The sequence below is a fragment of the Sinorhizobium arboris LMG 14919 genome, from assembly GCF_000427465.1.
GTDB classification, from domain to species: Bacteria; Pseudomonadota; Alphaproteobacteria; order Rhizobiales; family Rhizobiaceae; genus Sinorhizobium; species Sinorhizobium arboris.
Map to the genome: position 1 here is coordinate 1,727,964 of NZ_ATYB01000014.1, position 26,990 is coordinate 1,754,953.

Here is a 26,990-nt window from a genome sequence, read left to right on the forward strand (position 1 = left end):
ACGGCGCAAGGAGCTCAGCCGATCCTCTCTCCGTTCCTGACGCGATAGCTCGGCTGATACATGGTCACGAGCTCCTCCGCCGCCGTGGGATGCACCGCCATTGTCCGGTCGAAATCGTCCTTCGTGCAGCCGGCCTTCAGCGAAATCCCCAACAGCTGTGCCATCTCGCCCGCATCATGGCCGAGAATATGCGCCCCGATGACCTTGCGATCCGCGGCATTGACGAGGAGCTTCATGATCGTCTTTTCCTTGCGGCCGGAAAGCGTCGCCTTCATCGGCCTGAACTCGGCGCGATAGACCTCGATCTCCTCGAATTTCCGCGCCGCTTCCTCTTCCGTGATCCCGACCGTGCCGATCTCCGGCTGTGAGAACACGGCAGTCGCTATCAGGTCGTGATCCGGCGAGGTGGGATTGTTCTTGTATTCCGTTTCGATGAAACACATGGCTTCATGAATGGCGACAGGGGTCAGTTGCACGCGATCGGTCACATCGCCGAGTGCGTAGATTCCCGGCACGTTCGTGCGCGAAAAGGCATCGACGATGATCGCGCCGAGTTCCGTGGTCCTGACGCCCGCTGCCTCCAGCCCGAGACCTTTCGTGTTCGGCACGCGGCCGAGCGCCAGCATCACCTGATCGATGACGATCTCGCCATGTTTCATCGTCGTCGCCACGCGCCGCCCATCCGCATCCGGCGACACCGATTGGATGATGTCCTCGCAGATGATGCGGATTCCCTTTTCCTCCATGGCTGCGTGCAGGCCGCGCCGCATGTCCTGATCGAAGCGGGAGAGAATTTCCTTTCCGCGATAGATCAGCGTCGTTTTCACGCCCAGGCCGTGGAAGATATTGGCGAATTCCACCGCTATGTAACCGCCGCCGGCAATGAGGATCGATTCCGGCAGCGCCGGAAGATCGAAGGCTTCGTTGGACGTGATGCACAGTTCATGGCCCGGCAGCGCGTCGTGTGGGCTCGGATGCCCCCCGACCGCGATAACGATGCGCTCCGCCGTGACGGTCTTGCCGCTTGCGAGCAGCTTTACTGTGTGTTGGCCGACGAGCTCGGCCCGCGTATCCAGTATCTCGGCGCCGGCATTCGCAAGGCCTTTGCGGTAAAGGCCCTCCAGCCGGGCGATCTCCCGTTCCTTCGCAGCGACGAGCTTGGACCAGTCGAAACGGCTCTCGCCGGCGGTCCAGCCGAATCCCGCCGCATCCTCGAAATGTTCCGCGAACTGCGATGCATAGACATAGAGCTTCTTCGGCACGCAGCCGCGAATGACGCACGTCCCGCCGTACCGAAACTCCTCGGCGATCGCCACCTTCTTGCCGAGCGCCGCAGCCAGCCGGCCGCTTCTCACACCGCCGGAACCGCCGCCGATCACGAAGAGGTCATAGTCGAAAGCGCTCATGGGAACTCCTGCAAGAAACGAATGTCGAATAGGCCGTCGGCCGCAAGCGTCGGGCTGGAAAGCGCGAGCGGCGTCGCCTTTCGCCCCTGATATAGTATTGCAATGCAAAAAAAGAAAAGCCCGGATCGCTCCGGGCTTCTGTCCTGTGGTCGACGTCGTGCGGCAGGGATCGGGCGGTCGATCCGCCGGGTCGCCTCAGCCTTACTGCGCGGGCGCCGCGGTGCCGGCGTTTGCGGCGGGAACGTCGCCTATCTTTTCATCCAGCGACTTTGTTGCTTCGGTGGTCAGGTCGCGGGAAACGCCGGCCGCCCAGATGTCGGCTGCTTTCAACATCTCGCGCGAGGCGATCGGGCCGTCGTTGAGAAGCTTTTTGCCCGCGGTAGAGTTGTAGAAATCGGCAATGGCATTCAGCTCTTCGACGGTAAAGGTCTTCGCGTAGATGGTCGCGGCTTCGCGTTCAAGATCCGAGCGCCGCCCGGCGAGGCTGAGCGCCTTCTCATCCACCGTCGCTGTGATCAGTTCCTGATGGTTCGGCGATGCCTGGATCAGCGTGTTCTTCAGACGCTCGGCGAGGTTCGGCAGAATGTTGTCGAAGCTGTTGGTCACGCCAAGCGCTGCGATCGTCGCACGCGCGGCTTTGATCTGATCTTCCGTCACGTCCTGTGCCTGTACCGCCGGAACCGAAACCGAAACGAGAATTGCAGCGGTAGCGAAAGTGCGGGCAAGACCTGCGAATTTGTTCATATTTATCCATGCTCCTGTGTTGGCACGTGTCGCCCGGCCGATAGCCGCCTCCAGGCTGACCTGTGCAAAAGTCTGTCTCTCGATACGCCCCGGCGCGGCCCCGGCCGAAGCGGCTCAAGACGCCGTAAGCGTGCGCGCTCCCTCAGGACCGGCAATGATCGCCATCGACGCGATGTCTATGAAAAGCCCGTGCTCAACAACCCCCGGGATGGCGTTCAGCTCCACCGCGAGCGCATCTGCATCAGGAATACGGCCAAATGATGCATCGAGAATGAGGTGTCCGCCATCGGTCATGAAGGGTCCGTCGCCGGAGGCCCGCACGACGATATCCCCGGTCAGCCCGAGACGCGCAGCGGTCTTCTCGATCGCCAGCCTCGTGGCGAGCTGACCGAAAGGATTGACCTCGATCGGCAGCTTGAAAGCGCCGAGCACATCCACGACCTTCGTTTCGTCGGCAATGACGATCATCCGCGCCGAAGCGCTCGCGACGATCTTCTCCCGAAGCAACGCACCGCCGCCACCTTTGATGAGGCGCAGCTTTCCGTCGACCTCGTCGGCCCCGTCTATGGTCAGGTCCAATTCCGGCAGCTCGTCGAGCGACTTAAGAGGCACGCCCAGCTCGACGCAGAGGCGCGCAGTCCGCTCCGACGTCGGAACGCCGGAGATCTGAAAGCCGGATGCGACCTTCTCGGCCAGCAGCCGGACGAATTCTTCAGCGGTCGAGCCTGTGCCAATTCCAAGCCGCATACCGTTTTCGACATGTTCAAGGGCCGCTTCGGCGGCCTTGATCTTCATTTGGCGGGCGTCCATACGCCACTCGCTCCCTCTCGATCCACGTCAGGCGGGGCGTCGCCCTTGGCCGCCACCGTCCAATTCCGCTGAGACACTTACACGCCCGCCGCGGCAAACAAAAGCCAAAATGCATGGCCCGGACCGGATTCCGGCTGCGCTACGACCTAGGTCGCCATTGCATTCGGCGCCGACTTCGCCTACCCGGACGAATAAAAGTTTTACAGAGCGAGGTTGCCGGTGTCCCTGCCCCTAGTCGTCTTCGATCTCGACGGTACGCTTGTCGACACGGCGCCCGATCTCGTCGCCAGCTTGAACCATGCGGTGACGCAAGCCGGTATCGAGCCGGTGACCTACGCGGATCTCACGCATCTGGTCGGCCACGGCGCACGGGCCATGATCGAGAGGACTTTCGCGCTTCGCGGCAGAACGATCGCCGAAGAGGAACTGACCTGGCAAATGAAGGAATTCGTCGATTTTTATCACGGATCGATGCCGGGTGAATCCCTGCCCTATCCGGGGCTCGTCGAAGCGCTCGACCGGCTGCAGGATGCGGGGCTAAAACTCGCCGTCTGCACCAACAAGCCGGAAATGCTGGCAAAGCGACTTTTGGAAGGCTTGGGTCTGCTTGGCCGCTTCGCGGCGATATCCGGTGGCGATACCTTCACCGTTCGCAAGCCGCATGCCGACCACCTGCTGTCGACGGTCGCGAATGCCGGCGGCCTGGCCGAACGTGCGGTGATGGTCGGCGATAGCCTCAACGACGTCCTCGTCGCCCGAAACGCCGCCGTTCCGTCGATCGTCGTGCCGTTCGGATATTCCGACGTGCCGATCGAAAGCCTGTTGCCCGATCGCATCATCGGGCACTTCGACGAGTTGACCCCGGATCTGGTGGAGACGGTACTCTCCCGCAAGCCCAAATGAAAAGGGGCCGCAGTTCAGCGCGGCCCCGCTTGATCATATTTCCGAGTGCCGCACCTTGCCCGTCGCCTCGAAAGCGCGATTCATGTACGTGTCGCGCTCATAGACATCGTTGAAATACTCAACGGTTCCGTCCTTGTTCGGCCAGGCGGTGAAATAGGAAACATAGACGGGTATCTTCGCGGACACAGGCAGGGCCTTGTTGCGGCCGCCCGCTATTTCCTTGCCGACCTCGTCGACGCTCACGCCCAGAACGGCCGCCGCCATGCGGCGGGGATCGGCAAGACGCACGCAGCCATGGCTGAGCGCCCGCTGATCGCGTTTGAAGAAGCTCTTCGACGGCGTATCGTGCATGTAGATCGCGTGCGCATTGGGGAAGAGTATCTTGAGTTCGCCAAGCGCATTGTCGCTACTCGGCGGCTGCCGCACGGCAACCGAGGCTGTCGATCCGTACCAGTTCACCGCGGTGGAAGGTACGACGCGGCCGCCGACTTCCACCTGATACCCCATGCGGTCCAGGTAACCGGGATCGTTTCTGAGCTTCGGAAGCATTTCGTTGACGATGATCGACTGCGGCACGCCCCAATAGGGATTTACTTCCACCGTCTGGATTTCGTCCTGGAAGAAATACGTCTGGTTGGCCTTGGAACCGACGACCACGCGCATGGAGAACTGCTCGGTGCCCTGTTCCGCATAGGACGCAGTGAAGGCCGGCTGGTTGATGAAGACGTAGCGGTCGCCAAGCCCGTCCGGCAGCCAGCGCGCCTGCTCCATCGCGATTTCAACCTTGTTGATCTTCTCCTCGGTCGTATCACCGCCGGTGAGGGCGCGGATCGACGCCTGCCCGACGATGCCGTCGGCTTTCAGGCCATGTTCCTTCTGGAAGGCCTCGACGACCGGTACGAGTTCCGGCGTGTAGTCCGGCGTCCCGTCATAGGCCGCGAGCACGACCGCATGTTCCGTCTTCAACGCTTCCGAGGCTTTCAGCTTGATCCCGGCGATCACATTCGCGAGCTCCGGATTGCTCTCGCCGGGCTTCAACAGCGTCCCTGGCGCGATTTCGACCCGCGCCGTCGATTCCACCCGCGTCCGGAGCCGCTCCAGTTCCTGCTTCAATGCGGTGAACTGCACGCTCTTCGGATTCTGGCTTTCGACAAGTGCGGCGACGTCGCTGCTCGTTTCTACCTTCTCCAGAAAGCCAAGGAGATCGACATTCTTCCGTTTGAAGTCGTGATAGCCGGATATTCTGTTCGGATCGATACGGCCACGGACGGTGTCCTGGACATAGGTCAGGACGGCGGCCGACACCGCAATTTCGAAGCGCACAAGATCCTTCTCACGAGCAATCATGTCGCCGCGATCGAAATTGTCCGGCGGCACAGCGACGGCGTAGTCGAGCGGATCCAACCCTACCTTCGCAGCGTCCGACAATATGTCGAGCGCTGCCTTGGCGCGGCCGTTGACGCCCGTCCCCTCGATCCACAGGAAATCCGACCGCGTGCCGTAGAAGCTCTCGACCGCTTTCGCGACGTCTCCGGAGGCGCGTACATCGATTTCCGGGAGAAATTGACGCGCGTCGGAAAGCGGCGTGCGCAGGATAGGCGGCAGCCCTCCGTTCTGCACCGAACCGGTGACGACAGGATCGAGCAGCCGATCCGTTGCGATCCGGCGCAAAGGATCCGCCTTATAGGTATAATAGCGCGGGCCGGTGATGCGCGGGGGTTTCGCCGCCTTCTCATTGAGCCGCTGCGGCGCGAACATATCCACGCCCGGAGGCTGCTGGCGAGGCTGCACCTGCTCCTGCACGTCCCGCTTCTTCCCCCCGCGGATGAAATCCATGAAGGTGATCGCAGACGCCGGCTGCACATCCATGGTTGCAGCCGCACAGCCGCTCATGAGTGTGACAATCGCTGCCGACTTGATAATTCTCATAAGTATAAACGTCCCCGTATTGCGTTGCTGCCGAATGCAGCCGCCGCCAGATTCTCGCCACGCCCTCGTGCTTGGAGAGTTATAGAAAAGGATGGTGAATGAAAAGGAAACGAAGCCTCCCGAATCCGCGCTCCGATCGTCGCCGCGTCCTGTTTTCAGCCATGCCCCCCCGCCTAAAAATTTGATTTGCATCTACTTTGCCTGGTCAGGCGCGGTCCCGATGTTCCCTGCGACACAGGCAGGATGCGCAACGGAAGATTGCGGATGTGACGGAAAGGCCACATCGTCGGCAGCCGGAAATCCGCACGGCCGGTGAATGACCGGCAGCGTGCGCTTGGCTGCAATTCAAACGATTGTAGGGGTTCCACCCCCTGGCCGCCTCTTTACAAGGCGGCATGGCCGGGGCAGAGAAATGCCCGGCAGCGGGGAGGAAGATCGGCCTTCACCCGGTTCCCCGCCTCGGCTTCATGAACCGCATGATGAAAGCAGGTATCGCGATGACATCGACCCGCACGGAAACTGATACGTTCGGCCCCATCGAAGTGGCGAGCGACCGCTATTGGGGCGCTCAGGCCCAGCGATCGCTGGGCAATTTCAAAATCGGCTGGGAAAAACAGCCTCTGGCGATCGTGCGCGCACTCGGCATCGTCAAGCAGGCGGCTGCTCGTGCCAACATGGCGCTCGGCCGTCTCGACCCGACGGTCGGCGAGGCCATCGTCAAGGCCGCGCAGGAAGTGATCGACGGCAAGCTTGACGAGCACTTTCCTCTCGTGGTGTGGCAGACGGGCTCCGGAACCCAGTCGAACATGAACGCGAACGAGGTCGTCTCCAACCGCGCGATCGAGCTGCTCGGCGGCGTCATGGGCTCGAAGAAGCCGGTTCACCCGAACGATCACGTCAATATGAGCCAGTCGTCGAACGACACCTATCCGACGGCCATGCACATTGCCTGCGCGGAGCGCGTTATCCACGACCTGCTGCCGGCGCTCAAGCACCTGCACAAGGCTCTCGAAGAGAAGGTGAAGGCGTTCGATCACATCATCAAGATCGGCCGCACCCATACGCAGGATGCAACGCCCCTGACACTCGGCCAGGAGTTTTCCGGCTATGCCGCGCAGGTCGCCTCCTCGATCAAGCGGATCGAGATGACGCTCCCCGGCCTTTGCGAACTCGCCCAGGGCGGAACTGCCGTCGGCACCGGGCTTAACGCGCCCGTCGGCTTTGCCGAGAAGGTCGCCGAGGAAATCGCGGCCATTACGGGTATCGGCTTCACTTCCGCGCCGAACAAGTTCGAAGCGCTGGCGGCCCATGACTCGATGGTCTTCAGCCACGGCGCAATCAACGCCACGGCCGCCGCGCTCTTCAAGATAGCCAACGACATCCGCTTCCTCGGCTCCGGGCCCCGTTCCGGTCTCGGCGAACTTTCGCTGCCGGAAAACGAGCCGGGCTCGTCCATCATGCCGGGCAAAGTGAACCCCACGCAATGCGAGGCGCTGACACAGGTCTGCGTCCAGGTCTTCGGCAATCATGCCGCCCTGACCTTCGCCGGCAGCCAGGGGCACTTCGAGCTCAACGTCTACAATCCGCTAATGGCCTACAACTTCCTGCAGTCGGTGCAGTTGCTCGCCGACGCGGCCGTCTCCTTCACCGACAATTGCGTCGTGGGAATCGAAGCCCGCGAGGACAACATCAAGGCGGCGCTCGACCGTTCGCTCATGCTGGTGACTGCGCTTGCGCCGAAGATCGGCTACGACAATGCGGCCAAGATCGCAAAGACCGCGCATAAGAACGGCACCACGCTGCGCGAAGAGGCCGTCGGCGGCGGCTATGTCACGGACGAGGAGTTCGATGCGATCGTCCGTCCGGAAACGATGATCGGCCCGGCCTGATCGCACTTCATCCGGCCGCGGCTCCAGATGTCGCCGCGGCCGCCTACCACATCGTCTTCGCCGCGCGGTCGGGCCACTCCCGATCGTAGCTTTCCTTGTCGAAATCGGCCTTGGCAGCCTTCAGCAACGCGCCCGGCGACGGCAGCGACGCCGGATTGGCGAAGCGCTCCGCGTTCCAGAGCTGTGAACGGATCAGAGCCCGAGCGCATTGGAAATAGACCTCGCCGATCGTGACAACGATGACGCTGCGCGGGTGCTTCCCATCAATCTCGAAGGAACCGGTCAAGGCAGGGTCGACACTGACGACGGCGGTACCATTGATGCGGATAGTCGTATTCGAACCCGGCACGAGAAAGAGCAGCGCCACCCTCGGATCGCGCACGATATTGGCAAGCGAGTCCACCCGGTTATTGCCGCGCCAGTCGGGCATCAGCACGGTTTTGTCGTCGGCGATGCGGACGACGCATCGATCGTCGCCGCGCGGCGAACAGTCGAGCCCTTCCGGACCGACGGTCGCGAGCGCTGCGAAGGGCGACGCCTCGATCATTTGCCGGTACTCGGCCGTCAGGGAACTTGTCACCTTGACGATCGAGGCCTCGCTCGTTTCGCCATAGAGCGCCTGCAGCTCTTCGACCGTTCCGATAATCGTCATTTCATCCCTCCTTGTGCGGTGCTGCGGCCGCAACGCAGAAAAACGCGATGTCTGCGCGCCCGTTTCGAGGATTAGCATGACGGGCTGATGACGCAATCAGGCGATTTTTGACATGGGGGCCTCTTTTCCACGCTCCCGGAGAAACTCCGTGATCTTCTCGATGACGGAAGCGGCGGAGACGATGCGACGGTGACCGAGGCCGTTCGCCCAGTGCAGTTCCACATTCGGCCCGACCGCGTCATAGCGGCGCGCATGATCGGCAGGAACCTCCTTGTCGTCCTCGGCATGGATGACCAGGACGGGCTTGCGGAGCGTCGCCAGGATGCGGGAGGCATCGAAGCCGTCGATGCGACGCCCGGATAGCCGCTCCACCATGCCCTCAAAAGCTGCCTGTGCCTTCGGTGCAAGCCCCAGCACCCGGCCGAACCCCCTGAACAGCCATGTCATTTCGCTTGGTGCACCGATCAGGACCAGCTTTCCCGGAACGCGCGCCGGCACGTCGCAGAGAACCGCCCCGGCCGCGCAGGCAAGGCTCGCGCCCCCGAAAGAATGGCCGACACCGACATCGAAACCGTCGAAGTGTCGCCAGGCCGCATCGACCGCCCTCACCGCCTGCGGCATGGTCAATGTCCGGCCGGGCGACGCGCCATGGCCCGGCCAGTCGAGCGCGACCACCTCCGCACCCGCGGAGAGCAGGCCATCGATAAGCGTCGCCAGATATTCGCTGCGAGAACCCCAGCCATGTGCAACCAGGACCCGCGGTCCGCCAGCGCCCCGCCGGCGTTCGAAATGGCGAGCGGCGACCCAACCGCCCGCAAAGGACAATGTGACCTTGCGCGAGTGTTGCATGATCGGCGCTGCCGCTTTCAACAGAGCTGCCTCCTTGCCGCTTTTCGGCTTTCGGCTGGGAGTGCGGCAGAAGATCCAGAACGCGGCCTTGCCCGCCTTGTCGGCCGAAAACGCGGAAACGGCCTTTAACGATAGACGGATGACCCTGATCGAAAAGGATGCCATAGTGGGGCTCTCTAATGTTCAACAATGAACATATTTGTACAACGATGAACAAAATGCAAGTGCCGAACGAAAACCACCATTTCCCTTGGGATCATCCTCGTTTTCGTAGCTGGATCGCCGTCGCCCGCGCCTGTCAGCTGATGCAGCAGACATTGACGCGACGCCTGAGCCATCTCGACGTGAAGCCGCCGCACCTGGACATCCTGGTCAACCTCTACCGCTTCGACGGCATCACCCAGCAGGAGCTCGCGCGCAAGCTGCTGGTCGGACGCTCCAACATGAGCATGCTGCTGCCGCAGCTCGAAAAGCGCGGCCTTATTGAGCGTCGTGGAGATGCAAGGGACAAACGGGTGTTGCGTCTATCGCTCACCTCAGCAGGAAGGGCTTTGACCGAGGAGGCGATGGAAATTCAGACGGCTCTCATCGAGACTTCGCATGGCGGCGCGCCCATCGAGGACTGCGTCAAGGTCGCAGAGTCGATGGAGCGGATCATCGCGGTCTTGCTCAAGGAGGATGAAACCGCGTCCGGAGACTGAGATCCTCCCGTCCATACGTCGGGGGCCGGCGCGGAAAAGCTTCAGCGTGGCCTTTCGGCCCTGTCGCGCGACATGCCTTTTTCGGCCAGCTCCTGCTCATAGGCCCGGAACAGCTCTTCGCCCTTCTCGCCGAGTTCACGCAGATAGGTCCAGGTATAGATGCCGGTGTCGTGAGCGTCGTCGAAACCGATTCGCACCGCGTAATTCCCGGTCGGCTGGACCGTGATGATCTGGACGTTGCGCTTGCCGGGAACCGTCACCCGCTGGCCAGGCCCATGCCCCTGCACCTCGGCCGAGGGCGAGAGGACCCGCAGGAGTTCCGCGGAAAGGTCGAAAGCGGCGCCGTCGTCGAAAGTCACGGACAGGCGGTGACGATCCTTCGATACCCGCAGTTCGGTTGGCCAGAATTCGCTCATCGTCATTTGCTCCGTGTTCGTCACCGCTCAAGTAAAGCAGAATTGAACGGTCGGAAATCGCCCGAGGACAACTTTCCCTATATTCGAAACAGTTTGCGACAGGATGCGCCTTGACGCGACCCTTTTTGACCACGACATTGCATCGGCAGGGAGAAGAGACTTGAATACGGCCGCCATAAACCAGACGAACGCCAGACCGCTCGACACCGCCACTGCCCCGATGGTCGATCCATTCGGCCGTGCGGTCACCTATCTGCGTGTCTCGGTCACCGATCGCTGCGACTTCCGCTGCACCTATTGCATGGCGGAGCACATGACCTTCCTGCCGAAGAAGGAACTGCTGACGCTCGAGGAACTCCACCGCCTCTGTTCCGCATTCATTGCCAAGGGTGTGCGTAAGCTGAGGCTCACCGGCGGGGAACCGCTGGTGCGCAAGAACATCATGTTCCTCATTCGCGAACTCGGCAAGGAGATCGAGGCAGGCCGACTGGACGAGCTGACGCTCACCACCAACGGCTCGCAGCTGTCGAAATTCGCCGCCGAACTCGTCGATTGCGGCGTGCGCCGGATCAATGTCTCGCTCGACACGCTCGATCCGGACAAGTTCCGCCAGATCACCCGCTGGGGCGAGTTGGCAAAAGTGCTCGAAGGCATCGATGCGGCGCTGACTGCCGGCTTGAAGGTGAAGATCAACGCGGTTGCCCTCAAGGGCTTCAACGACGCCGAAATACCTGCACTGATGCGCTGGGCACATGGTCGAGACATGGATCTGACGCTGATCGAGACCATGCCGATGGGCGAAGTGGACGAGGACAGGACCGACCATTACCTGCCGCTCTCGGAGATGCGCACGCGGCTCGAGGCCGATTTCACACTCAACGACATCCCTTATCGCACCGGCGGCCCCGCCCGTTACGTCGAGGTCGCAGAGACGGGCGGCCGGCTCGGACTGATAACACCGCTTACGCACAATTTCTGTGAGAGCTGCAATCGCGTCCGGCTGACCTGCACCGGAACGCTCTATATGTGTCTCGGCCAGAACGACGCCGCCGATCTGCGCGCCGCACTGCGCGCCACCGACGACGACGCCTACCTCTCGCAGGTCATCGACGAGGCGATCGGCCGCAAGCCGAAGGGCCACGACTTCATCATCGACCGCGAGCACAACCGCCCTGCGGTCGCCCGGCACATGAGCGTCACCGGCGGGTGAGTCTCCCCTTCATCCGCCTGCCGGCACCTTGCAAAGTCTCATTAGCCGGAACGGCCGTGCTTGTGGATGCGGTGGCGGACGAAGGGACGTGCCGCACCGCCCCGTCCCGATGCGGCACGCAGCGCGTTCCGCTAGCGGGGTCATCGGGTCAAACCCGATGGGAGCGGCAGTTTCCCCGATCAAATCAGGCGGCGTAGCCGGACCTGTAGAGACGACGGCTCGGCCCTTCATTGCCGCCCGTGCCGGTTTTGAAGCGCTCGATCTTCTCATTCAGCACTTCCACCTGCCGGCGCAGGCCGTGAATTTCCGCCGTGTTCTCCTCAACCATGGCGGCGTTCTGCTGAGTGATCAGTTCGACCTCTTGCACCGCCGCATTGACTTCGCTGAGACCCGTATATTGGTCGGCGGCGGCGGCTTCGATATTGCTGACGAGCTGGTGGATGGTGGCGATGTGGTCATTGATCACCGCAAGTGCATCGCCGGTCTCCTGTACGAGCGAGACACCGCTGCGCACCTGGGCCGAACTTGCGGAAATCAGCCCTTTGATCTCGCGCGCTGCCCCGGCACAGCGTTGCGCCAGCTCGCGGACTTCCTGTGCCACCACGGCAAAACCCCGACCTGCTTCGCCTGCCCGTGCCGCCTCGACGCCCGCATTCAGCGCCAGCAGGTTGGTCTGGAATGCGATTTCGTCGATCACCCCAATAATCGTTCCGATCTTTTCGGAGGATCGGTCGATCTCCGCCATCGCGTCGATCGCCTTGGCGACGACCTTGCCGGAATGCCGGGCATAGGAATTTGTCTCGTCCACCGAAACCGTCGTCTGGCGGGCGGTCTCGGTCGTCGCCCGGACGATCTCCGTGAGCTGCCGCAGCGCCCGTGAACTTTCTTCGAGCGCAGCCGCCTGCTGCTCGGTGCGGCGGGCGAGATCGTCCGCCGCGGCCGAAAGGTTGCCGGTGCCCCCAGTGATCTCTTCGGTCAACAGGCGCACGTCCATGAGCGTCGCGCGGAGCGCCTCGACGGCATTGTTGTAGGTGCGGGCCATCACGATGTAGTCGGCCGGCAGATCTTCCGCCATTCCCGCCTCGAGATTGCCGGCGGCGAGTTTGGCGAGCACGTCCGAGAGAGCGGTGAGCGCCTGCATCTGCTCGGCCTCGATCCTTACCCGCTCCTCCGCCCGGCGAGCCTCCTCGCGGGCGGAGAGCGCACGCGCCGCTTCAGCCTCTTTCTCGAGGCGGACGTTCTCAAGCGCATTGTCGCGGAACACGGCGACCGAACGAACCATGTCGCCTATCTCATCGCCGCGGTTGCGGCCCTCGATCGGCACCTCCAGGTCGCCGCTGGCGAGCCGGGTCATCGTCTCGTTGACGCGTTTCAGCGGGGCCCTGAGCGTTTCGACGAGCATCAGGCCGCCAACGATCGCGAGAAGAGTGCCGGCCACCATAGCGACGATCGAAACGGTGGCCGATCGCTGGCTATCCTGCTTGCCCGCCTCCTGGGCGTGGCTCACGAAGCCCTCGAGCGTGCTGCTGGCCTCGGCAACGAGAGACGCGGCCTCGCGTCGTGCGGTTTGCCAGCGAGCGCCGACTTCGATCAGCGCAGCCGTGCCCTTGCCGATATTGTCGAGTGATGGCCCGAGCTTCGCCGGAAGATCCCGCAACGCCGCGTTCCTGCCGCCGAGTTCGGAAAGCTTGAGCGCTGTTCCGCGGACCGCTTCGATATCACCGATCACGAGCGCACGGCGTTCCTCGCCGAGTTGACGGTGCAACTCACTGATGTGGAGGCGGGTATTGTCCAGTCCCTTGAAGGTATCACCCATCAGCGAAATCAGCGTTTTAAGCGTCGAAATTTCGCCGTCCATGCTGACGAAGCGCTTGGCGGCCGTATCGGAGTTCCGGGCTGCCTCCTTGGCGAAGTCGGCCTCGTATTTCGAGAATTTGCCGAGGACGGGCACGAGCGCATTCTTCTTGGTTTCGTTACTTTCGGCGCTTGCCAGGATCGCTTCGATCTTCTGCGCCTGCTGCTTGAGCTCGCCGATCGGCTTCCTGACCTTGTCGGACGCGATCTTCTCCGATTCTTCTATCTGCTTCATGAGATGCGGCAGCAGCTTTTCAGCCTGATCGACTTTCGCATCGGGACTGACCGCCATGGTCACCGGCAGGCGGAATTTCTTTATCCGTTCCGCAAGACCCTGATAGGCGGCGGCGTCGAAGAGCAAGGCCTTGGCGAAGGCTTCCTTCTCGCCCGATTCCTCCTGAATGATGTCGATCTGCTTGTAGGCACTGTTGCCGTTCTTCGTCATTTCGGCAAGCGCCGCTTCCAGCGATTGGGTCACTGCATCCTGCTCGAGCTTCACGGCCCAGAGCTTCTCCGTCTGGCTACGCATCGCGCCGCCAAGAGCGACAACGGAAGCGATCTGCCCTCTGTCGGCGTCACGCGTCAGAAGCGCCTCGAGGGCCTTCACGCCCTGCTCCTGATCGTCGATGCCTTTCAGAAGCGCGTCGCGCGATGCCTCGTCCCGCTCGTCGATAAAGCTCTGGAGAGCACTGCGGAGTGCCTGAAAGTCTGAAAGACTGCTGATGGTCTCGCGCGTCACGGTCATGTGCCCGTTGAGGGTGCGTGCGGTGAAGAACCCGACGAGACCGATGCCGGCGATCAGCGCGACGAGCGGCACCACGAAGAGGAGAACTTTCGTGACGATACGCAGACGCTGCAGAAGGCGGTCGAGGACAGACATTGCGAACCCCTGATTCTTTTTATGAGGAACATGTCCGCGCGGTGTGCTTCTCTTGGCGGAAGCATCTTAGAACAGCCGGCTGAGCGCCTCCCAGGTCTGCTATCGCGGGGCTGTTCCGGACTGACGGGCCGAATGCGGCCGTCATCCGCCGATCGCGTCATGCGATTGGTTGCGGAGTCCGCGAAACGATAGGCAGCGAACATTAAGATTCGGCGAATGAGCGGCATGACAGAGGTGTTCTCCCGGCGGCCGCGCCCCTGCCTTCCACAGCCCTGATTGGGAAAAGCGCAATTGGGTTTGCACCTTTTTGCGGCCGATGCTTAAACATTGGCTTGCCCTTCGAAGCAGGGATTCGCCATTACTGCCGAGAGCCCAGTGCCGCTCGGTCAGAAGTTCACCGGGAACGACAATGCGCTCGTCAGCCAATTTCCGCGGCATCATCTTCATGTGCGTCGCGATGATCGGGTTCGCCTGCAACGACGCGCTGGTAAAATCGGTCACCGGTGCCATGAACACCGGTCAGATCATGTTCATGCGCGGTTTGTTGACGACGCTGATGGTGGTCGTGGTCGCATATCGCTTCGGCGCCTTTCGGCCGGTTCGGACTATCTTCAGACCGGCCATCCTGCTGCGCATCGCCATGGAGGCGCTTGCCTCGGTGACCTACATCTCCGCGCTCGGCCAGATTCCGCTCGCCAATGCTTCGGCGATCATGCAGGCACTGCCGCTGGCGGTCACGCTCGGCGCCGCGCTGTTCCTCGGCGAACCCGTCGGCTGGCGGCGGTGGGCCGCGATCATCGTGGGCTTTGCCGGCGTCCTCATCGTGCTGCGTCCCGGTCCTGAGGGCTTCACTGCAGCCGCCCTCACCGTCGTCGCCTGCGTCTTCTTCACCGCGACCCGCGATCTCTGTACCCGTCGCATCGGCACCGACGTGCCGTCGCTGTACATCACGGTGACGACCTCACTCGTAACGACGCTGGTCGGTGCAGCCCTCATAGTTCCGCTCGGTGGCTGGCAACCGATGTCGACGACGTCGTTCATCCATATCGCCGGCGCCAGTGTGCTTCTGATGCTCGGCTACCAGACGATCGTGCTGGCCATGCGCGAGGGCGAGATCTCCGTGATTGCGCCGTTTCGCTATATGAGCCTTCTTTGGTCGGTCACCCTCGGCGTGGTCTTCTTCGCAGAAACGCCGGACCGCTGGATGCTGGCGGGCGTCGCCATCATCATCGGTTCGGGCCTTTATACGTTCTATCGCGAAAGCAAGCGCGGTCGGCAGGCGGTTGCACGGCGCGCACTCGCCGGCCCCCTGGAATAACTGAGGAGGTGCTCGATGACAGGCGGACCCTCATATGCCATTTCCCACCCGCCGGCGGTCATCCTCGCCGGCGGGCGTTCTTCGCGCATGGGACGCCCGAAGGCCGGGCTGATGCTCGGTGGCAGGAGCATGCTTGCGCGCGTGATCGAGCGCCTCCGGCCGCAGGTCTCCGGCATCGCCATCAATCTGAATGCCGATCCGGTTCTTGCTGCGGCGACGGGCCTCGAGGCACTGCCGGATACGATACCCGGATTCGTCGGCCCGCTCGCCGGCGTTCTGGCCGCAATGCGCCATGCCACGCGCAAATTCCCCGAGGCGACCCATGTGCTCACCGCTCCGGTCGATACGCCCTTCTTTCCCGCCAGCCTTGCCGACCGGCTCCGGACTGCCGTCACCTCCGAGAGTGAAATCGCCGTCGCTTTCTCGGGCGGTGAAATACATCCGCTTTTCGCACTCTGGCCTGTAACGCTCGCGGACGACCTGGAGGCGTGGATTCATGCCGACGAGAAGCGGCGCGTTCGCGCCTTCATCGCGCGGCACGGATCGGCAGCGGTGGAGTTTCCCCTGATCCCGACGACGGCCGGACCGCTGGACCCCTTCTTCAACATCAACACCCCCGAAGAGCTCCGGCAGGCCGAAGCGTGGTTGCCCTACCTCGAGGACCGCGAACCATGAACAACCCGTTGCACCCACCGAAGATTTTCGGCATCGCCGGCTGGAAGAATTCCGGGAAGACCGGCCTCATGGTCCGTCTCGTCAGCGAAATGACGCGGCGCGGCTATGCGGTCTCCACAATCAAGCACGCGCATCACGACTTCGATATCGACAAGGTCGGCGCCGACAGCTACCGCCACCGCGAGGCCGGCGCCCATGAGGTGGCGATCGTTTCCGCGACGCGTTTCGCGATCATGCATGAACTACGCGGGACGCCGGAACCCACATTTGAAGAGATCCTGTCGCGCCTCGCTCCCTGCGACCTGGTGCTCATCGAGGGCTACAAGCGCGAACCTGTCCCGAAAATCGAGGCGCGCCGCAAGGAATCGGCCAACCGCGAGCCGCTTGCACCGAGCGATCCGCATATCCTGGCCATCGCCGCCGATCACCCGGTCGCGAACGCCGGGCTCCCCGTGTTCGATCTGGACGACACGCAGGCGATTGCCGATTTCGTCCAAAAGGTCACCAGGCTACGAGGCTGAGCGACGGGCGGACAGCACCATGTCGAGTGATTCATAACCCGTGACTCGGATAATCGGGGCCGGTTTCCCGACCCCGATCTCAGTTCTTGGAGCACCTCCAGGGAGGTCTGTAGCGGTCGATGCTTACCGTTGCGCCACCGGGCGGACCAGCGGCGTTACGCGGCGGATCGTGACGCGCCGGTTCTCCTGCTCCGGCCCATCGGTCCGGATCTTGAGGAATCGTTCGCCATAGCCCTGGGTGACGAGATTTTCAGCCGGGATCCCATAGACCTCGGTCAGGAGCACCGCTACCGATTCGGCACGCTCGTCGGACAGGACGAGATTGGACTGGTCGCTGCCGACGGCATCGGTGTGACCTTCGATAAAGAAGGTTTCACCCGGATCCTTGTCCAGGATCTTGTTCATCGCTTCCGCGACCTTGCGCATGGTCTTCGCCTGCGACATCGACACTTCGGCGCTTCCCGTTGCAAAGGTGATGGTGTCGAGATCGACACGACGAACCTTGTCGCGCAGGCGAGCGGAGTGGCGGACCTCATCGATGGTGTAGACCCGCTCGACCCTCTCTACCGGCGGCTCGGACAGGAACTCGTAATAGTCCCGATCCGGATCCTCGGCGACATCGACGATATATTCGTCCACCGGTATCGTCAGACGCATCGGCGGCAGGTCGTAACCCACGTCGACGATAGTTGGCCGGTCTTCTTCATATTCCGGCGCGTACATCATGACGTATTCGTTGCCGTCACGATCGACGCGCGTGCGCGTCAGGATGTCCCCATACTGGTTGTAGATGGTGACGATCCGATAGCCGCCCGGGCGAACGATCGTCTCGCGAACGCGGCCTCGCGAAAGATTCTCGTAGTAGCTCTCCTCCGAATTCAGGCGCAGACGCGGCCGGTCGTCGCCGCGCACGAAGATGCGATCGCCAACCCCGAGGATGACACGATTGTCGACCTCTTCGACGACGCGCACTTCCGTCACATTGTTCTCGGTGATGTTATTGATGGTCGTGTTGTTGACCGTATTGTTTATGATGGTGTTGTTGACGATGTTCGTCGTCTGCGGCACGGCGAAGGTCGGAGCTTCTTCAACGCGCTCGCCCTCTTCGCTGAGCGCAGCCTCGATCTTCTGGGGAATCTCTTCCCTGACTTCGGCCGGAATCGCCGCCTGTGCTGACGCATCGTCGGCCGGCGGTTCTACGCTCTCCTGCTTGGCGCGCAGTTCCTCGCGCTGCTTGCGTCGTGCTTCACGCCCCTGGTTGCCACCGGCGATGTCGGCGTCCTTGTCGCTATCAAGGACAGCTGCGCCCCTCTCCACCGGAAGCACGACGGTCTCGTCTGAGGCTGCCGGATCCTCAGCGATCTTCTGCTTCTCTTCCGTCGTGCGCTCGTCGACGACTTCGGGAGCCGGTTGACCTTCGGGCTGCTCACGCTGCTGCTCTGCTGTTGCCGGTTGTTCGGCGCCTGGTAGCGGCTGCCGCTCGCCCTCGCCGGTCTGTTCGGCAGGCGCCTCCGTCGCGGGCTGCTCAGCGGTTGCACCGCCTTCAGGTTCGGCACGCGGCTGTTCGGCGGCCTTCTGTTCGTCCGTTTGGCGCTGCTCTTCGGCCTGCTGCTGACGCTTCCTGCGCGTCGGGGCCTCTTCCTCGGCCTGCTGCGGGACGCTCTCCTCGGCCGCCGGCTGCTGCTCTTCCGCCTGCTGCTGGCGCTTCCTGCGCGTCGGAGCCTCTTCCTCGGCCTGCTGCGGGGCGCTCTCCTCGGCTGCCGGCTGCTGCTCTTCGGCCTGCTGCTGACGCTTCTTGCGTCTCGGGGCCTCTTCCTCGGCCTGCTGCGGGGCGCTCTCCTCGGCTGCCGGCTGCTGCTCTTCGGCCTGCTGCTGGCGCTTCTTGCGTCTCGGGGCCTCTTCCTCGGCCTGCTGCGGGGCGCTCTCCTCAGCCGCCGGCTGCTGCTCTTCGGCCTGCTGCTGGCGCTTCTTGCGTCTCGGGGCCTCTTCCTCGGCCTGCTGCGGGGCGCGCTCTTCGGCCGCCGGCTGCTGCTCTTCGGCCTGCTGCTGGCGCTTCTTGCGTCTCGGGGCCTCTTCCTCGGCCTGCTGCGGGGCGCGCTCTTCGGCCGCCGGCTGCTGCTCTTCGGCTTGCTGCTGGCGCTTCTTGCGTCTAGGTGCCTCTTCTTCGGCCTGCGGCTGTTGCTCCTGCGCCTGTCCCTGGGACTCCTCCTCGGCCTGGCGCCGCTTGCGCTTCAGCAACAGCAGATCCTCGGGCGACTGTTCCGCACCTTCCTGAGCGACTTCGAACGGTGCGGCCAAGCTGTCAGCGAACGCCGGCTGAATCATCAGGGAAGCCGAAAGTACGGGCAAGGCCACTGTTGCGAAAAGTCTGGATCGAATCGACATTGTTTTCTTCCTCTTGTTCGGAGGTCCTGACGCCCGGTGTGCACCCGCGATCCGTCGCGGTGCCCCCATGGCGCCCTCGTCACAGGGCCATGATCCGCGGTCCGGCCTTTTTTGCCTCGGCCGAAATGCCGTAGCCGCAACGCTGCAGCCGCGGATCGGTTCCGCGTCAAGGCCTATCGAAGCTGACATTAACCGCTCCTGAACGACCCGTTCATCTTCACGCGCAACCGCCGCGACGATCGAAGGACGTGATTCGCGTCAAGCGGTGGGCAGCGATGCTTTCCTGTTGATTTTTGCAGGAAAACCGTACGAATATCGCGGCAACCGGCGGCGAAAAGCCCCGGCGCCATTTGGCATCCGCGACACAAGAAGAACCGGATGCCGAGCCAACAGAGAGGACATCATGCGTATTTCCAGACGGCTGGCAGCCACCGCATCGGCTGCCGTTTTCGTGCTTATGACCGGCGTTGCCATGGCGGAAGGCGAGAAGGTCGTGATCGGCACCGAGGGCGCCTATCCGCCCTTCAACAATCTCGAGTCCGACGGCACGCTGACCGGCTTCGACATCGACATCGCCAAGGCGCTTTGCGAAGAGATGAAAGCCGATTGCACCTTCGTGACGCAGGATTGGGACGGCATCATTCCGGCGCTGATCGCCAAGAAATTCGATGCTATCGTCGCCTCGATGTCGATTACGGAAGAGCGTAAGCAGAAGGTCGACTTCACCAACAAATACTACAATACGCCACCGGCAATCGTCGTGCCGAAGGACTCGCCGATCACCGAGGCGACCGCTGCCGCCCTTTCCGGCAAATTGCTGGGCGCGCAGGGCTCGACGACACACTCCAACTATGCGGAAGCGCATATGAAGGAGTCGGAGGTGAAGCTCTATCCGACTGCGGATGAATACAAGCTCGACCTCGCAAACGGCCGCATCGACGCGGCGATCGACGACGTCGTCGTGCTCTCCGAGTGGCTCAAGACCGACGATGGCGCTTGCTGCAAGCTGCTCGGCACGCTGCCGATCGATCCCGTCATCAATGGCGAGGGCGCCGGCATCGCAGTGCGCAAGGGCGACGACGCCCTACGCGAAAAACTCAACAAGGCAATCGAGGCCATCCGCGCGAACGGCAAGTACAAGCAAATCAACGAAAAATACTTCCCCTTCGACGTCTACGGCAGCTGATCGCAGGGATTCCTGCGCGTATTCAAGCATTAATGCCGGGAAAATCTCGGTTGATGAGAAAAATGCAACGGCGGACGGGCTTGCCCTTCCGCCGTTTTTGTTTGACAAGGAACCTCGAAAATAAGCGTTTGCAGCGCCGCGCATCCTATAGATGCGCAGAGACGCGCTGCAGCCCTTAAGGTTGCTGCATGTCTTCCTTCGATTATTTGCGACTACAGGAAACACGCAGCAGACGCCAAAAACGGTACGGGGAACTATTGGCATGAGCGGACTGTTTGCCGCACTTTCCTCCGGTCTCGCCTGGATCGGTGCGATAATCGATCCGCTATGCGGTCCTGCAGGGGTTTTTCGCTGGTTCGGCTCTGGAACGCTTCTTGCGTGCGGCGATGCGGGTTGGGGCGATGAAATCGCCTATGGCTTCCTGGTCACCGCCAGCCTGGCGGTCGCAACGCTTCCGGTGGGGCTGATCATCGGCTTCTTCGTCGCGCTCGCAAAACGATCCGAGGAAAAATCCCTGCGACTGGCGGGCAACATCTATACGACGATCTTTCGGGGCTTGCCGGAACTCCTCACCCTTTTCATCGTCTATTACGGCCTGCAGATCCTGGTTCAGCAGTTCCTCGCGACGGTCGGCTATGAGGGTGCGGTCGAGATCAACGCCTTCGTGGCGGGGATGATCGCACTCGGAGTGGTCTTTTCGGCCTATTGTTCCGAGGTGCTGCTTTCGGCCTTCAAGGCCATTCCCCAGGGACAGTACGAAGCCGGTGACGCGCTCGGGCTGCATCGGGGCAAGACGATGCGTCTCATCATCCTGCCGCAGCTCGTCCGCATCGCGCTGCCCGGCCTCGGCAATCTCTGGATGGCGCTGCTGAAAGATACCGCCCTCGTGTCGGTCGTCGGCCTTCCCGACATTCTCCGGCAAACCGGAATTGCGGCGCGCGTGACCAAGCATGCCTTCGAGTTCTTCGGCATCGCCTGCATTCTTTTCCTCGTCCTGGCGATGGTCTCCTCCATCGTATTCTCGGCGCTCGAGCGTTCGACCAAACGCGCGGAGGCGGGCCGATGAGCATTGCCGAAACCATAATCCCTCCCCAGGCGCCGCCGCCCGCACCGCCGAAGCCTTACACCTTCTCGCGGTTTTTCGGCAGCGTGGCGCTCGGTATCTGGCTGGCCCTTGGAGTCGGCATCTTCCTGACGGTCGTCAACGGCTGGGACCCGGAAAAATTCACGCGCTACGGACCGAGTTTTCTCTCCGGCCTCGGCGTGACACTGACGCTCGTCATCTGCTCGATCCTTATGGGCGCGGTTCTTTCGCTGCCCGTGGCGCTCGGCCGCATGTCGAAGAACAGGCTTTGGGGCTGGCTTGCCTATGTCTATGTCTATTTCTTCCGCGGCACGCCGCTGATCACACAGCTCTTCCTCATCTATTACGGGCTCGGCAGCTTCCGTCCGCAACTCGAAACCGTCGGGCTTTGGTGGTTCTTCCGCGATGCCTGGAACTGCGCGCTCTTCACCTTCACGCTGAACACTGCCGCCTATCAGGCGGAAATCCTGCGCGGCGCCATCGAGAGCGTGCCGCGCGGCCAGCGCGAGGGCGCGGCCGCCCTCGGCCTGCCGGAGCGCGTCGCCTTCTTCAAGGTCATTCTGCCCCAGGCGATGATCGTGGCGCTGCGTCCCTACGGCAACGAAATCATCCTGATGATCAAAGGCTCGGCGATCGTGGCGATCGTCACGGTCTTCGACCTCATGGGTGAAACGCGACGCGCTTTCTCCCGGACCTTCGACTACCAGATGTATATCTGGGCAGCGATCCTGTACCTGCTGATGGTCGAATTGCTGCGCAACATCTGGGGTTGGCTGGAGGCTCGGCTGACGCGCCATCTGAAGCGCTGATCGCGATGCGGCGCGGCCTGCGACTGCGCCGCGTTTTGGCAGCACTCTTTGCTGACCGCTGCCAAACCTTTGTTTTTGCGCGGGATTTTTCGCTTCCACGAGGCGCATTAAGGCTTGATTAAGCAATCAAGCGCTTCATCATAGAGACCACCTTTGTGAAAAGTGAGGTCCGCATGACGAACGACATGGAACTGCAGCTCAAGGGTTACGGCCTAACGACCGCTCAGATACTTTATCGGATGCCCGACCATCCTGCTCTCCTGCAGACTTACATCTGGCAGCACTACGACATCGCGCCGGACTTTCCGGAAATGCGCGGCTTTCTGAAGTTCTGGCAGGAGAAGCTGGACGGCCCGCTGCATTCGGTACGTTACGTACACCGCAAGCTGATCTCGGCCACCGAGTGGCGTGCACTGAAAGGCGAGTTCGTCCTTCATTGATGCCCGCTCAGAGGCGTCAGACCGAACGGGTGATCCCGCCGTCGATCCGGATGTTTTGGCCGGTGATATAGCCTCCGCGATCGCTTGCGAGCAGTGCGATCAGTTCGGCCACTTCCTCCGACGTTCCGTAACGCCCCATGGGTATACGCTGACGCCGTTCCTCCGTCTCCGGCAGGCTGTCGATAAAGCCGGGCAGAACATTGTTCATGCGGATGTTGTCGGCGGCATACCGGTCGGAGAAGAGCTTGGTGAAGGCGGCAAGCCCGGAACGGAACACGCCCGATGTCGGAAAGAGAGGGTCGGGCTCAAAAGCGGCATAGGTCGATATATTGACGATACTGCCGGATTTCTGCTCCACCATGATCGGCGTCACCAGACGGGTCGGCCGCACGACATTGAGAAAATAGACCTCCATTCCCCTGTGCCATTCCTCGTCGGTGAGTTCGAGCACCGGAGCCCGTGGGCCATGCCCTGCCGAATTGATCAGCGCGTCGACCCGCCCCCAGGCACCATAGGCCGAATCGACGAGCCGCTTCAGATCGTCGGTCGATTGGTTCGATCCGGTGACACCGATGCCGCCGAGTTCCCTGGCGAGCGCCTCGCCCTTGCCGGACGAGGAGAGGATGGCCACCCGATAACCCTCCGCTGCCATCCTCCGTGCCGCGACGGCTCCCATACCGGAACCGCCGGCTGTGACGATTGCCACCTTCTGTTCGCTCATCTTGCGCTCCATTTGGTCTTACCCCGATACGCGCAGTTGAAGCAGGCCTGCGCGCCGGTATCAAATGAGAATTTCTGCAGGCAGCATCAGCAATGCGCGCCCGCAGCTTGTCAGACATGAACCTCGCCATGAGCCAGTTCGCCGGCGCCCGTCGCCCTATGCAGCGAACCGTAGAGCACGACCGCATAAAACAGCGCGACGCCGATCGCCACTGCAAAGCCCGGTACCGGACCGAGGGCTGCGTTCTCGGCCACATCGGCCCAGGAGCGGACATGGCCGAAAGGCTCGCCGCTCGCGGCAATCTTCGGCGAGGAAATCTTGACGGCCCAGGCCAGGAGCAGGATCAGGTACATCCAGCAATAATTGCGCTGCAGCCGCCGGCAGACGGCCTCCCGATAGCTCATCAGAAACGCAGGTTGGCGCAGGCTCTTGGCGATCGACACCGACCATTTGAAGCTCGGCGAGCCTTCGGGACAAAGAATCTGCGCGAAATAGCCGCGCTCCAATTGGCGCACGCGGGCACGATAGACGTCGAAGAACCGATAACGCCGAGCTTCGATCAGCAGGAGCAGGCTGATGAGCAGCATAGCGAAGAGGAGTACGCCGTGATGGGACGACGGCGTCGAGAGCGAGACCGAAAGCATCGCCGCGACGACGGTGATCGCCCAGTTCGAAGTCCGATCTATGCGGTCCCGCCATCCCGCCATACGCCCGATTTCGCCGCGATAGTAATGAATGATCGTGTTGATCGTCTCCTGCGGTGTCTGCGGCAAAGGCGGCGCCTGGCGCTCCGGCATCTCCGTTTCCAATGTCAACGGGCTCAATTCGGCAGACATCGGCATTCCTCCTGATTTTTCATTCTTTTTCGGAATGATGACTCCTTTTCGATCGAGGATAAATGGCGCGCGCCCCGACCTCGACAAAATCTTTGCCGCAGGCAAATGTTCCCCCTATTCACCGACTCAGACGACCCCTCGCCTCGGGCCGCAAGGTCTATGATTCCGCCTGCGCCGGATGCCCTCGCCAGCTCCGGCAAGAAACAGGTTATTATCGAGCTGAATCGGCCAGTTACAGGAACGACCGCGACCGGCGATTGTCAAAGTCCGCCGGGGGTCGTAAGAAGCGCCCATGACGCAGAAAAGCAAAAAGATCGACGAGGAAGCTCTTGCGGAGGCATATAACCGCGCGCTTGGCCTGGAAAAGTCCGGGCATTTCGACGCGGCCGCCGCGGCCTACCGGGAAGTGCTGGAAATCGACCCGGAGGACCACGGCGGCGCTGCCGTCCGGCTGGCTTCGATGCGGCGCGGCGAGACGCCACTCAAGGCTTCGGATGCCTATGTCGCAACGCTTTTCGATCAGCATGCCGACGTCTTCGACAATGTTCTCGTCGACCAGCTCCACTATTGTGTACCGCTTCTGGTGCGCCAGCGGATTCAGGCGCTCGGGCTCGGACCGTTCAAGCGGGTCCTCGATCTTGGCTGCGGCACCGGACTGACCGGAGGCGCGCTGCGCGACATGGCCGAGGACATAACCGGCGTGGATCTTTCGGAAAACATGGTGGAAATCGCCCACGAGAAGGATCTCTACGAGACGCTTTATGTCGCAGAGGCGGTCGACTTTCTCGACGACAATGACGACGAACCGTTCGACCTGATCGCCGCAACCGACGTTCTGCCCTATATCGGCGCATTGGAGCCGCTGTTCTTCGGTGCGGTCGACAATCTGGTGCCGGGCGGGCTCCTGATCTTCTCGAGTGAGAGCCTGGAAGAGAGTACCCCTGCAGGGCAAGGCTTCGCCGTCGGCCCGCACCAGCGCTTCGCTCACTCGGAAACCTACCTGCGCGAACGGCTTGCGGCCACCGGGTTCGGGATTGTGGACATCAACGACATTACGGTGCGCATGGAGGAAGGCGAGCCGATTGCCGGTCAATTGGTGATCGCCCGTTTCAAACCCTGATTGCAGCCGGCCGCGGCCGCCGCTATCGTCGGCCGGAACATGCCACTGCAAACGGAGTAGGAAATGGCCAAAGTCGCATTCATCGGTCTCGGCGTCATGGGGTACCCGATGGCCGGTCATCTGAAGTCCCGCGGCGGGCATGAGGTCACGGTCTACAACCGGACCGCGGCCAAGGCGGAGCAATGGGCGGCCGAATTCGGCGGCGGGACTGCGGCGACGCCGGCCGAAGCGGCCAAGGACCAGGACTTCGTCTTCGCCTGCGTCGGCAATGACGACGACCTCCGTTCCGTTACCACCGGTGAGAACGGCGCCTTCGAAACGATCGCACCCGGGGCGATCTTCATCGACAACACGACGGCATCGGCCGAGGTTGCGCGCGAGCTCTATGCGGCCGCAGCGGCGAAGGGCGTGCATTTCATCGACGCCCCTGTCTCCGGCGGCCAGGCCGGAGCGGAGAATGGCGTGCTCACCGTCATGTGCGGCGGCGATGCGGGCGCCTTCGACAGGGCCAAGCCGGTTATCGAGGCCTACGCCCGCATGGTCGGCTTGATGGGCCCCGCCGGTGCCGGCCAGCTGACCAAAATGATCAATCAGATCTGTATCGCCGGCCTCGTTCAGGGACTTGCCGAGGGAATCCACTTCGGCAAGAAATCCGGGCTCGACATCGAGAAAGTCATCGAGGTGATCTCCAAGGGGGCGGCCGGCTCCTGGCAGATGGAAAATCGCCACAAGACCATGAACGAAGGCAAGTATGACTTCGGCTTCGCCGTCGACTGGATGCGCAAGGATCTGGATATCGTCCTCGCCGAAGCCCGGCGCAACGGCGCCAAGCTGCCGGTAACCGCTCTCGTCGACCAATTCTACGCCGAAGTTCAGGCGCTCGGCGGCAATCGCTGGGATACGTCCTCCCTGCTTGCCCGTCTCGAAAAATGACGCTTGGCCCGGCGTCGACGGCAGAAGACATCATCAAGCGCCTCCGCACCCTTGGCTCGGACGAGAACATTGCCGGCATGGCGCGCTTCGGCATTGCGATCGAAACCGCCCTGGGGGTCTCAAATGTAGAGCTCCGCCGCGTCGCCCGCCTGGTAAAGACCGATCATGCCCGCGCGCTGGCCCTCTGGAACTCAGGCATCCGCGAAGCGCGGCTATTGGCAGCTTTCACCGTGGACCCGGAGGCGCTGACGCTTGAGGCGGCGCGGCAATGGGCTGACAGCTGCGACTCCTGGGAGGTCGTGGATACCGTCGCCGATCTCCTCGTCGGAGCGCGACTGGAGGCCGTGCTCGTTCCCGAATTCGCCGCTGATGAGCGGGAATTCGTTCGCCGCCTGGCTTTTGCGATGATCGCAACAGCCGCCGTGCATCTCAAGAACGAGCCGGATGCGACGCTGCTTGCCTGGCTGCCGCTGATCGAGACGCATGCAACCGACCAGCGCAATTTCGTGAAGAAGGCTGTCAACTGGGCGCTCAGGCAGATCGGCAAGCGCAGCCCCGCTTGCCACGCCCCCGCCCTGGCGCTCGCGGAAAAACTCGCGGCAAGCACGGATCGCGCCGCCCGATGGACTGGCAAGGATGCGCTGCGCGAGCTGACGACCGGCAAGGTCCGCCAGCGGCTGGGGCTTCCCGAGAGCACGTCGTCAATCCAGGCTTGACCC

The 26,990-nt window shown here is 62.3% G+C and carries 25 protein-coding genes; 14 read left to right on the forward strand and 11 right to left on the reverse strand.

What is annotated here, in order from left to right:
- Nucleotides 1–14 precede the first annotated feature (14 nt).
- From gor to rpiA, 3 genes are all read right to left on the reverse strand, one after another.
- Nucleotides 15–1,406: a glutathione-disulfide reductase gene (gor, locus tag SINAR_RS0119610; protein ID WP_028000640.1), complete on the reverse strand. Its 1,392-nt coding sequence runs from the start codon at nt 1,404–1,406 to the stop codon at nt 15–17.
- 201 nt (nt 1,407–1,607) lie between these two features.
- Nucleotides 1,608–2,150 (reverse strand): DUF2059 domain-containing protein, encoded by a 543-nt coding sequence (locus SINAR_RS0119615; RefSeq protein WP_028000641.1) that lies wholly within the window; start codon nt 2,148–2,150, stop codon nt 1,608–1,610.
- A gap of 114 nt (nt 2,151–2,264) precedes the next feature.
- Nucleotides 2,265–2,960, reverse strand: a complete 696-nt coding sequence (gene rpiA / locus SINAR_RS0119620) for a ribose-5-phosphate isomerase RpiA (RefSeq protein ID WP_028000642.1) — start codon at nt 2,958–2,960, stop codon at nt 2,265–2,267.
- 219 nt (nt 2,961–3,179) lie between these two features.
- Between rpiA and SINAR_RS0119625 the strand changes: the two genes are divergently transcribed.
- Nucleotides 3,180–3,863: an HAD family hydrolase gene (locus tag SINAR_RS0119625; RefSeq protein ID WP_028000643.1), complete on the forward strand. Its 684-nt coding sequence runs from the start codon at nt 3,180–3,182 to the stop codon at nt 3,861–3,863.
- Between the two features lie 33 nt (nt 3,864–3,896).
- On the opposite strand, the gene SINAR_RS0119630 is transcribed toward SINAR_RS0119625, so the two are convergent.
- A complete protein-coding gene (locus SINAR_RS0119630) occupies nt 3,897–5,792 on the reverse strand; it encodes a L,D-transpeptidase family protein (protein WP_028000644.1) in 1,896 nt (631 codons plus the stop codon).
- 395 nt (nt 5,793–6,187) lie between these two features.
- On the opposite strand from SINAR_RS0119630, the gene fumC reads away from it, so the two are divergent.
- Nucleotides 6,188–7,681 (forward strand): class II fumarate hydratase, encoded by a 1,494-nt coding sequence (gene fumC, locus SINAR_RS0119635; protein ID WP_028000645.1) that lies wholly within the window; start codon nt 6,188–6,190, stop codon nt 7,679–7,681.
- 43 nt (nt 7,682–7,724) lie between these two features.
- Here the strand turns inward: fumC and SINAR_RS0119640 are convergent, their stop codons facing one another.
- The gene (locus SINAR_RS0119640; protein WP_028000646.1) at nt 7,725–8,333 is read right to left on the reverse strand and encodes a pyridoxamine 5'-phosphate oxidase family protein; all 609 of its coding nucleotides are present in this window, start codon (nt 8,331–8,333) and stop codon (nt 7,725–7,727) included.
- Between the two features lie 96 nt (nt 8,334–8,429).
- Nucleotides 8,430–9,347, reverse strand: coding sequence for an alpha/beta fold hydrolase (locus SINAR_RS0119645; RefSeq protein WP_028000647.1), 918 nt, complete (start codon nt 9,345–9,347; stop codon nt 8,430–8,432).
- Between the two features lie 14 nt (nt 9,348–9,361).
- Between SINAR_RS0119645 and SINAR_RS0119650 the strand changes: the two genes are divergently transcribed.
- Nucleotides 9,362–9,883, forward strand: a complete 522-nt coding sequence (locus SINAR_RS0119650) for a MarR family winged helix-turn-helix transcriptional regulator (RefSeq protein WP_150824021.1) — start codon at nt 9,362–9,364, stop codon at nt 9,881–9,883.
- Nucleotides 9,884–9,924: 41 nt separating this feature from the next.
- Here the strand turns inward: SINAR_RS0119650 and SINAR_RS0119655 are convergent, their stop codons facing one another.
- Nucleotides 9,925–10,299, reverse strand: a complete 375-nt coding sequence (locus SINAR_RS0119655) for a gamma-butyrobetaine hydroxylase family protein (RefSeq protein WP_028000649.1) — start codon at nt 10,297–10,299, stop codon at nt 9,925–9,927.
- Nucleotides 10,300–10,459: 160 nt separating this feature from the next.
- On the opposite strand from SINAR_RS0119655, the gene moaA reads away from it, so the two are divergent.
- Nucleotides 10,460–11,509: a GTP 3',8-cyclase MoaA gene (moaA, locus tag SINAR_RS0119660; protein WP_028000650.1), complete on the forward strand. Its 1,050-nt coding sequence runs from the start codon at nt 10,460–10,462 to the stop codon at nt 11,507–11,509.
- Between the two features lie 184 nt (nt 11,510–11,693).
- Here the strand turns inward: moaA and SINAR_RS0119665 are convergent, their stop codons facing one another.
- On the reverse strand, nt 11,694–14,243 hold the full coding sequence (locus SINAR_RS0119665) for a methyl-accepting chemotaxis protein (RefSeq protein WP_028000651.1): 2,550 nt from the start codon (nt 14,241–14,243) through the stop codon (nt 11,694–11,696).
- 409 nt (nt 14,244–14,652) lie between these two features.
- Here SINAR_RS0119665 and SINAR_RS0119670 point away from each other — a divergent pair, with 409 nt between their 5' ends.
- From SINAR_RS0119670 to mobB, 3 genes are read left to right on the forward strand one after another with little or no spacing between them, the layout of a single operon-like run.
- Nucleotides 14,653–15,561, forward strand: coding sequence for a DMT family transporter (locus tag SINAR_RS0119670; RefSeq protein WP_028000652.1), 909 nt, complete (start codon nt 14,653–14,655; stop codon nt 15,559–15,561).
- Nucleotides 15,562–15,576: 15 nt separating this feature from the next.
- Nucleotides 15,577–16,236 carry a molybdenum cofactor guanylyltransferase MobA gene (mobA, locus tag SINAR_RS0119675; RefSeq protein WP_028000653.1) on the forward strand — a complete coding sequence of 220 codons (660 nt, stop codon included), beginning with the start codon at nt 15,577–15,579 and terminating at the stop codon, nt 16,234–16,236.
- Nucleotides 16,233–16,757: a molybdopterin-guanine dinucleotide biosynthesis protein B gene (gene mobB, locus SINAR_RS0119680; protein WP_028000654.1), complete on the forward strand. Its 525-nt coding sequence runs from the start codon at nt 16,233–16,235 to the stop codon at nt 16,755–16,757. The genes mobA and mobB overlap by 4 nt, the downstream gene beginning before the upstream one ends.
- A 123-nt stretch (nt 16,758–16,880) precedes the next feature.
- Here mobB and SINAR_RS0119685 read toward each other — a convergent pair whose 3' ends face one another.
- On the reverse strand, nt 16,881–19,142 hold the full coding sequence (locus tag SINAR_RS0119685) for an OmpA family protein (protein WP_028000655.1): 2,262 nt from the start codon (nt 19,140–19,142) through the stop codon (nt 16,881–16,883).
- A 403-nt stretch (nt 19,143–19,545) separates the two neighbouring features.
- Between SINAR_RS0119685 and SINAR_RS0119690 the strand changes: the two genes are divergently transcribed.
- From SINAR_RS0119690 to SINAR_RS0119705, 4 genes are all read left to right on the forward strand, one after another.
- Entirely contained in the window at nt 19,546–20,328 is a 783-nt protein-coding gene (locus SINAR_RS0119690) for an ABC transporter substrate-binding protein (RefSeq protein WP_028000656.1), read from the forward strand.
- Nucleotides 20,329–20,590: 262 nt separating this feature from the next.
- Nucleotides 20,591–21,394 carry an ABC transporter permease gene (locus SINAR_RS0119695; RefSeq protein WP_028000657.1) on the forward strand — a complete coding sequence of 268 codons (804 nt, stop codon included), beginning with the start codon at nt 20,591–20,593 and terminating at the stop codon, nt 21,392–21,394.
- Nucleotides 21,391–22,221, forward strand: a complete 831-nt coding sequence (locus tag SINAR_RS0119700; RefSeq protein ID WP_028000658.1) for an ABC transporter permease — start codon at nt 21,391–21,393, stop codon at nt 22,219–22,221. The genes SINAR_RS0119695 and SINAR_RS0119700 overlap by 4 nt, the downstream gene beginning before the upstream one ends.
- Nucleotides 22,222–22,394: 173 nt before the next feature.
- On the forward strand, nt 22,395–22,661 hold the full coding sequence (locus tag SINAR_RS0119705) for an usg protein (RefSeq protein ID WP_028000659.1): 267 nt from the start codon (nt 22,395–22,397) through the stop codon (nt 22,659–22,661).
- A 16-nt stretch (nt 22,662–22,677) separates the two neighbouring features.
- Here SINAR_RS0119705 and SINAR_RS0119710 read toward each other — a convergent pair whose 3' ends face one another.
- A complete protein-coding gene (locus tag SINAR_RS0119710; RefSeq protein WP_028000660.1) occupies nt 22,678–23,382 on the reverse strand; it encodes an SDR family oxidoreductase in 705 nt (234 codons plus the stop codon).
- Between the two features lie 110 nt (nt 23,383–23,492).
- Nucleotides 23,493–24,218, reverse strand: a complete 726-nt coding sequence (locus SINAR_RS0119715; RefSeq protein WP_028000661.1) for a DUF2270 domain-containing protein — start codon at nt 24,216–24,218, stop codon at nt 23,493–23,495.
- Nucleotides 24,219–24,510: 292 nt separating this feature from the next.
- Here SINAR_RS0119715 and SINAR_RS0119720 point away from each other — a divergent pair, with 292 nt between their 5' ends.
- From SINAR_RS0119720 to SINAR_RS0119730, 3 genes are all read left to right on the forward strand, one after another.
- Nucleotides 24,511–25,338, forward strand: coding sequence for a class I SAM-dependent DNA methyltransferase (locus tag SINAR_RS0119720; protein ID WP_028000662.1), 828 nt, complete (start codon nt 24,511–24,513; stop codon nt 25,336–25,338).
- A 63-nt stretch (nt 25,339–25,401) separates the two neighbouring features.
- Nucleotides 25,402–26,271, forward strand: coding sequence for an NAD(P)-dependent oxidoreductase (locus SINAR_RS0119725; protein ID WP_028000663.1), 870 nt, complete (start codon nt 25,402–25,404; stop codon nt 26,269–26,271).
- Nucleotides 26,268–26,987, forward strand: a complete 720-nt coding sequence (locus SINAR_RS0119730) for a DNA alkylation repair protein (protein WP_028000664.1) — start codon at nt 26,268–26,270, stop codon at nt 26,985–26,987. The genes SINAR_RS0119725 and SINAR_RS0119730 overlap by 4 nt, the downstream gene beginning before the upstream one ends.
- Nucleotides 26,988–26,990: the final 3 nt, after the last annotated feature.

Bases quoted from the DNA above. Each gene is read 5' to 3' on its own strand.
- gor (WP_028000640.1), bottom strand. From the start codon at position 1,406: ATGAGCGCTTTCGACTATGACCTCTTCGTGATCGGCGGCGGTTCCGGC.
- SINAR_RS0119615 (WP_028000641.1), bottom strand. From the start codon at position 2,150: ATGAACAAATTCGCAGGTCTTGCCCGCACTTTCGCTACCGCTGCAATT.
- rpiA (WP_028000642.1), bottom strand. From the start codon at position 2,960: ATGGACGCCCGCCAAATGAAGATCAAGGCCGCCGAAGCGGCCCTTGAA.
- SINAR_RS0119630 (WP_028000644.1), bottom strand. From the start codon at position 5,792: ATGAGAATTATCAAGTCGGCAGCGATTGTCACACTCATGAGCGGCTGT.
- fumC (WP_028000645.1), top strand. From the start codon at position 6,188: ATGGCCGGGGCAGAGAAATGCCCGGCAGCGGGGAGGAAGATCGGCCTT.
- SINAR_RS0119640 (WP_028000646.1), bottom strand. From the start codon at position 8,333: ATGACGATTATCGGAACGGTCGAAGAGCTGCAGGCGCTCTATGGCGAA.
- SINAR_RS0119645 (WP_028000647.1), bottom strand. From the start codon at position 9,347: ATGGCATCCTTTTCGATCAGGGTCATCCGTCTATCGTTAAAGGCCGTT.
- SINAR_RS0119650 (WP_150824021.1), top strand. From the start codon at position 9,362: ATGTTCAACAATGAACATATTTGTACAACGATGAACAAAATGCAAGTG.
- SINAR_RS0119655 (WP_028000649.1), bottom strand. From the start codon at position 10,299: ATGAGCGAATTCTGGCCAACCGAACTGCGGGTATCGAAGGATCGTCAC.
- SINAR_RS0119665 (WP_028000651.1), bottom strand. From the start codon at position 14,243: ATGTCTGTCCTCGACCGCCTTCTGCAGCGTCTGCGTATCGTCACGAAA.
- SINAR_RS0119670 (WP_028000652.1), top strand. From the start codon at position 14,653: ATGCGCTCGTCAGCCAATTTCCGCGGCATCATCTTCATGTGCGTCGCG.
- mobA (WP_028000653.1), top strand. From the start codon at position 15,577: ATGACAGGCGGACCCTCATATGCCATTTCCCACCCGCCGGCGGTCATC.
- mobB (WP_028000654.1), top strand. From the start codon at position 16,233: ATGAACAACCCGTTGCACCCACCGAAGATTTTCGGCATCGCCGGCTGG.
- SINAR_RS0119685 (WP_028000655.1), bottom strand. From the start codon at position 19,142: ATGTCGATTCGATCCAGACTTTTCGCAACAGTGGCCTTGCCCGTACTT.
- SINAR_RS0119690 (WP_028000656.1), top strand. From the start codon at position 19,546: ATGCGTATTTCCAGACGGCTGGCAGCCACCGCATCGGCTGCCGTTTTC.
- SINAR_RS0119695 (WP_028000657.1), top strand. From the start codon at position 20,591: ATGAGCGGACTGTTTGCCGCACTTTCCTCCGGTCTCGCCTGGATCGGT.
- SINAR_RS0119700 (WP_028000658.1), top strand. From the start codon at position 21,391: ATGAGCATTGCCGAAACCATAATCCCTCCCCAGGCGCCGCCGCCCGCA.
- SINAR_RS0119705 (WP_028000659.1), top strand. From the start codon at position 22,395: ATGACGAACGACATGGAACTGCAGCTCAAGGGTTACGGCCTAACGACC.
- SINAR_RS0119710 (WP_028000660.1), bottom strand. From the start codon at position 23,382: ATGAGCGAACAGAAGGTGGCAATCGTCACAGCCGGCGGTTCCGGTATG.
- SINAR_RS0119715 (WP_028000661.1), bottom strand. From the start codon at position 24,218: ATGTCTGCCGAATTGAGCCCGTTGACATTGGAAACGGAGATGCCGGAG.
- SINAR_RS0119720 (WP_028000662.1), top strand. From the start codon at position 24,511: ATGACGCAGAAAAGCAAAAAGATCGACGAGGAAGCTCTTGCGGAGGCA.
- SINAR_RS0119725 (WP_028000663.1), top strand. From the start codon at position 25,402: ATGGCCAAAGTCGCATTCATCGGTCTCGGCGTCATGGGGTACCCGATG.
- SINAR_RS0119730 (WP_028000664.1), top strand. From the start codon at position 26,268: ATGACGCTTGGCCCGGCGTCGACGGCAGAAGACATCATCAAGCGCCTC.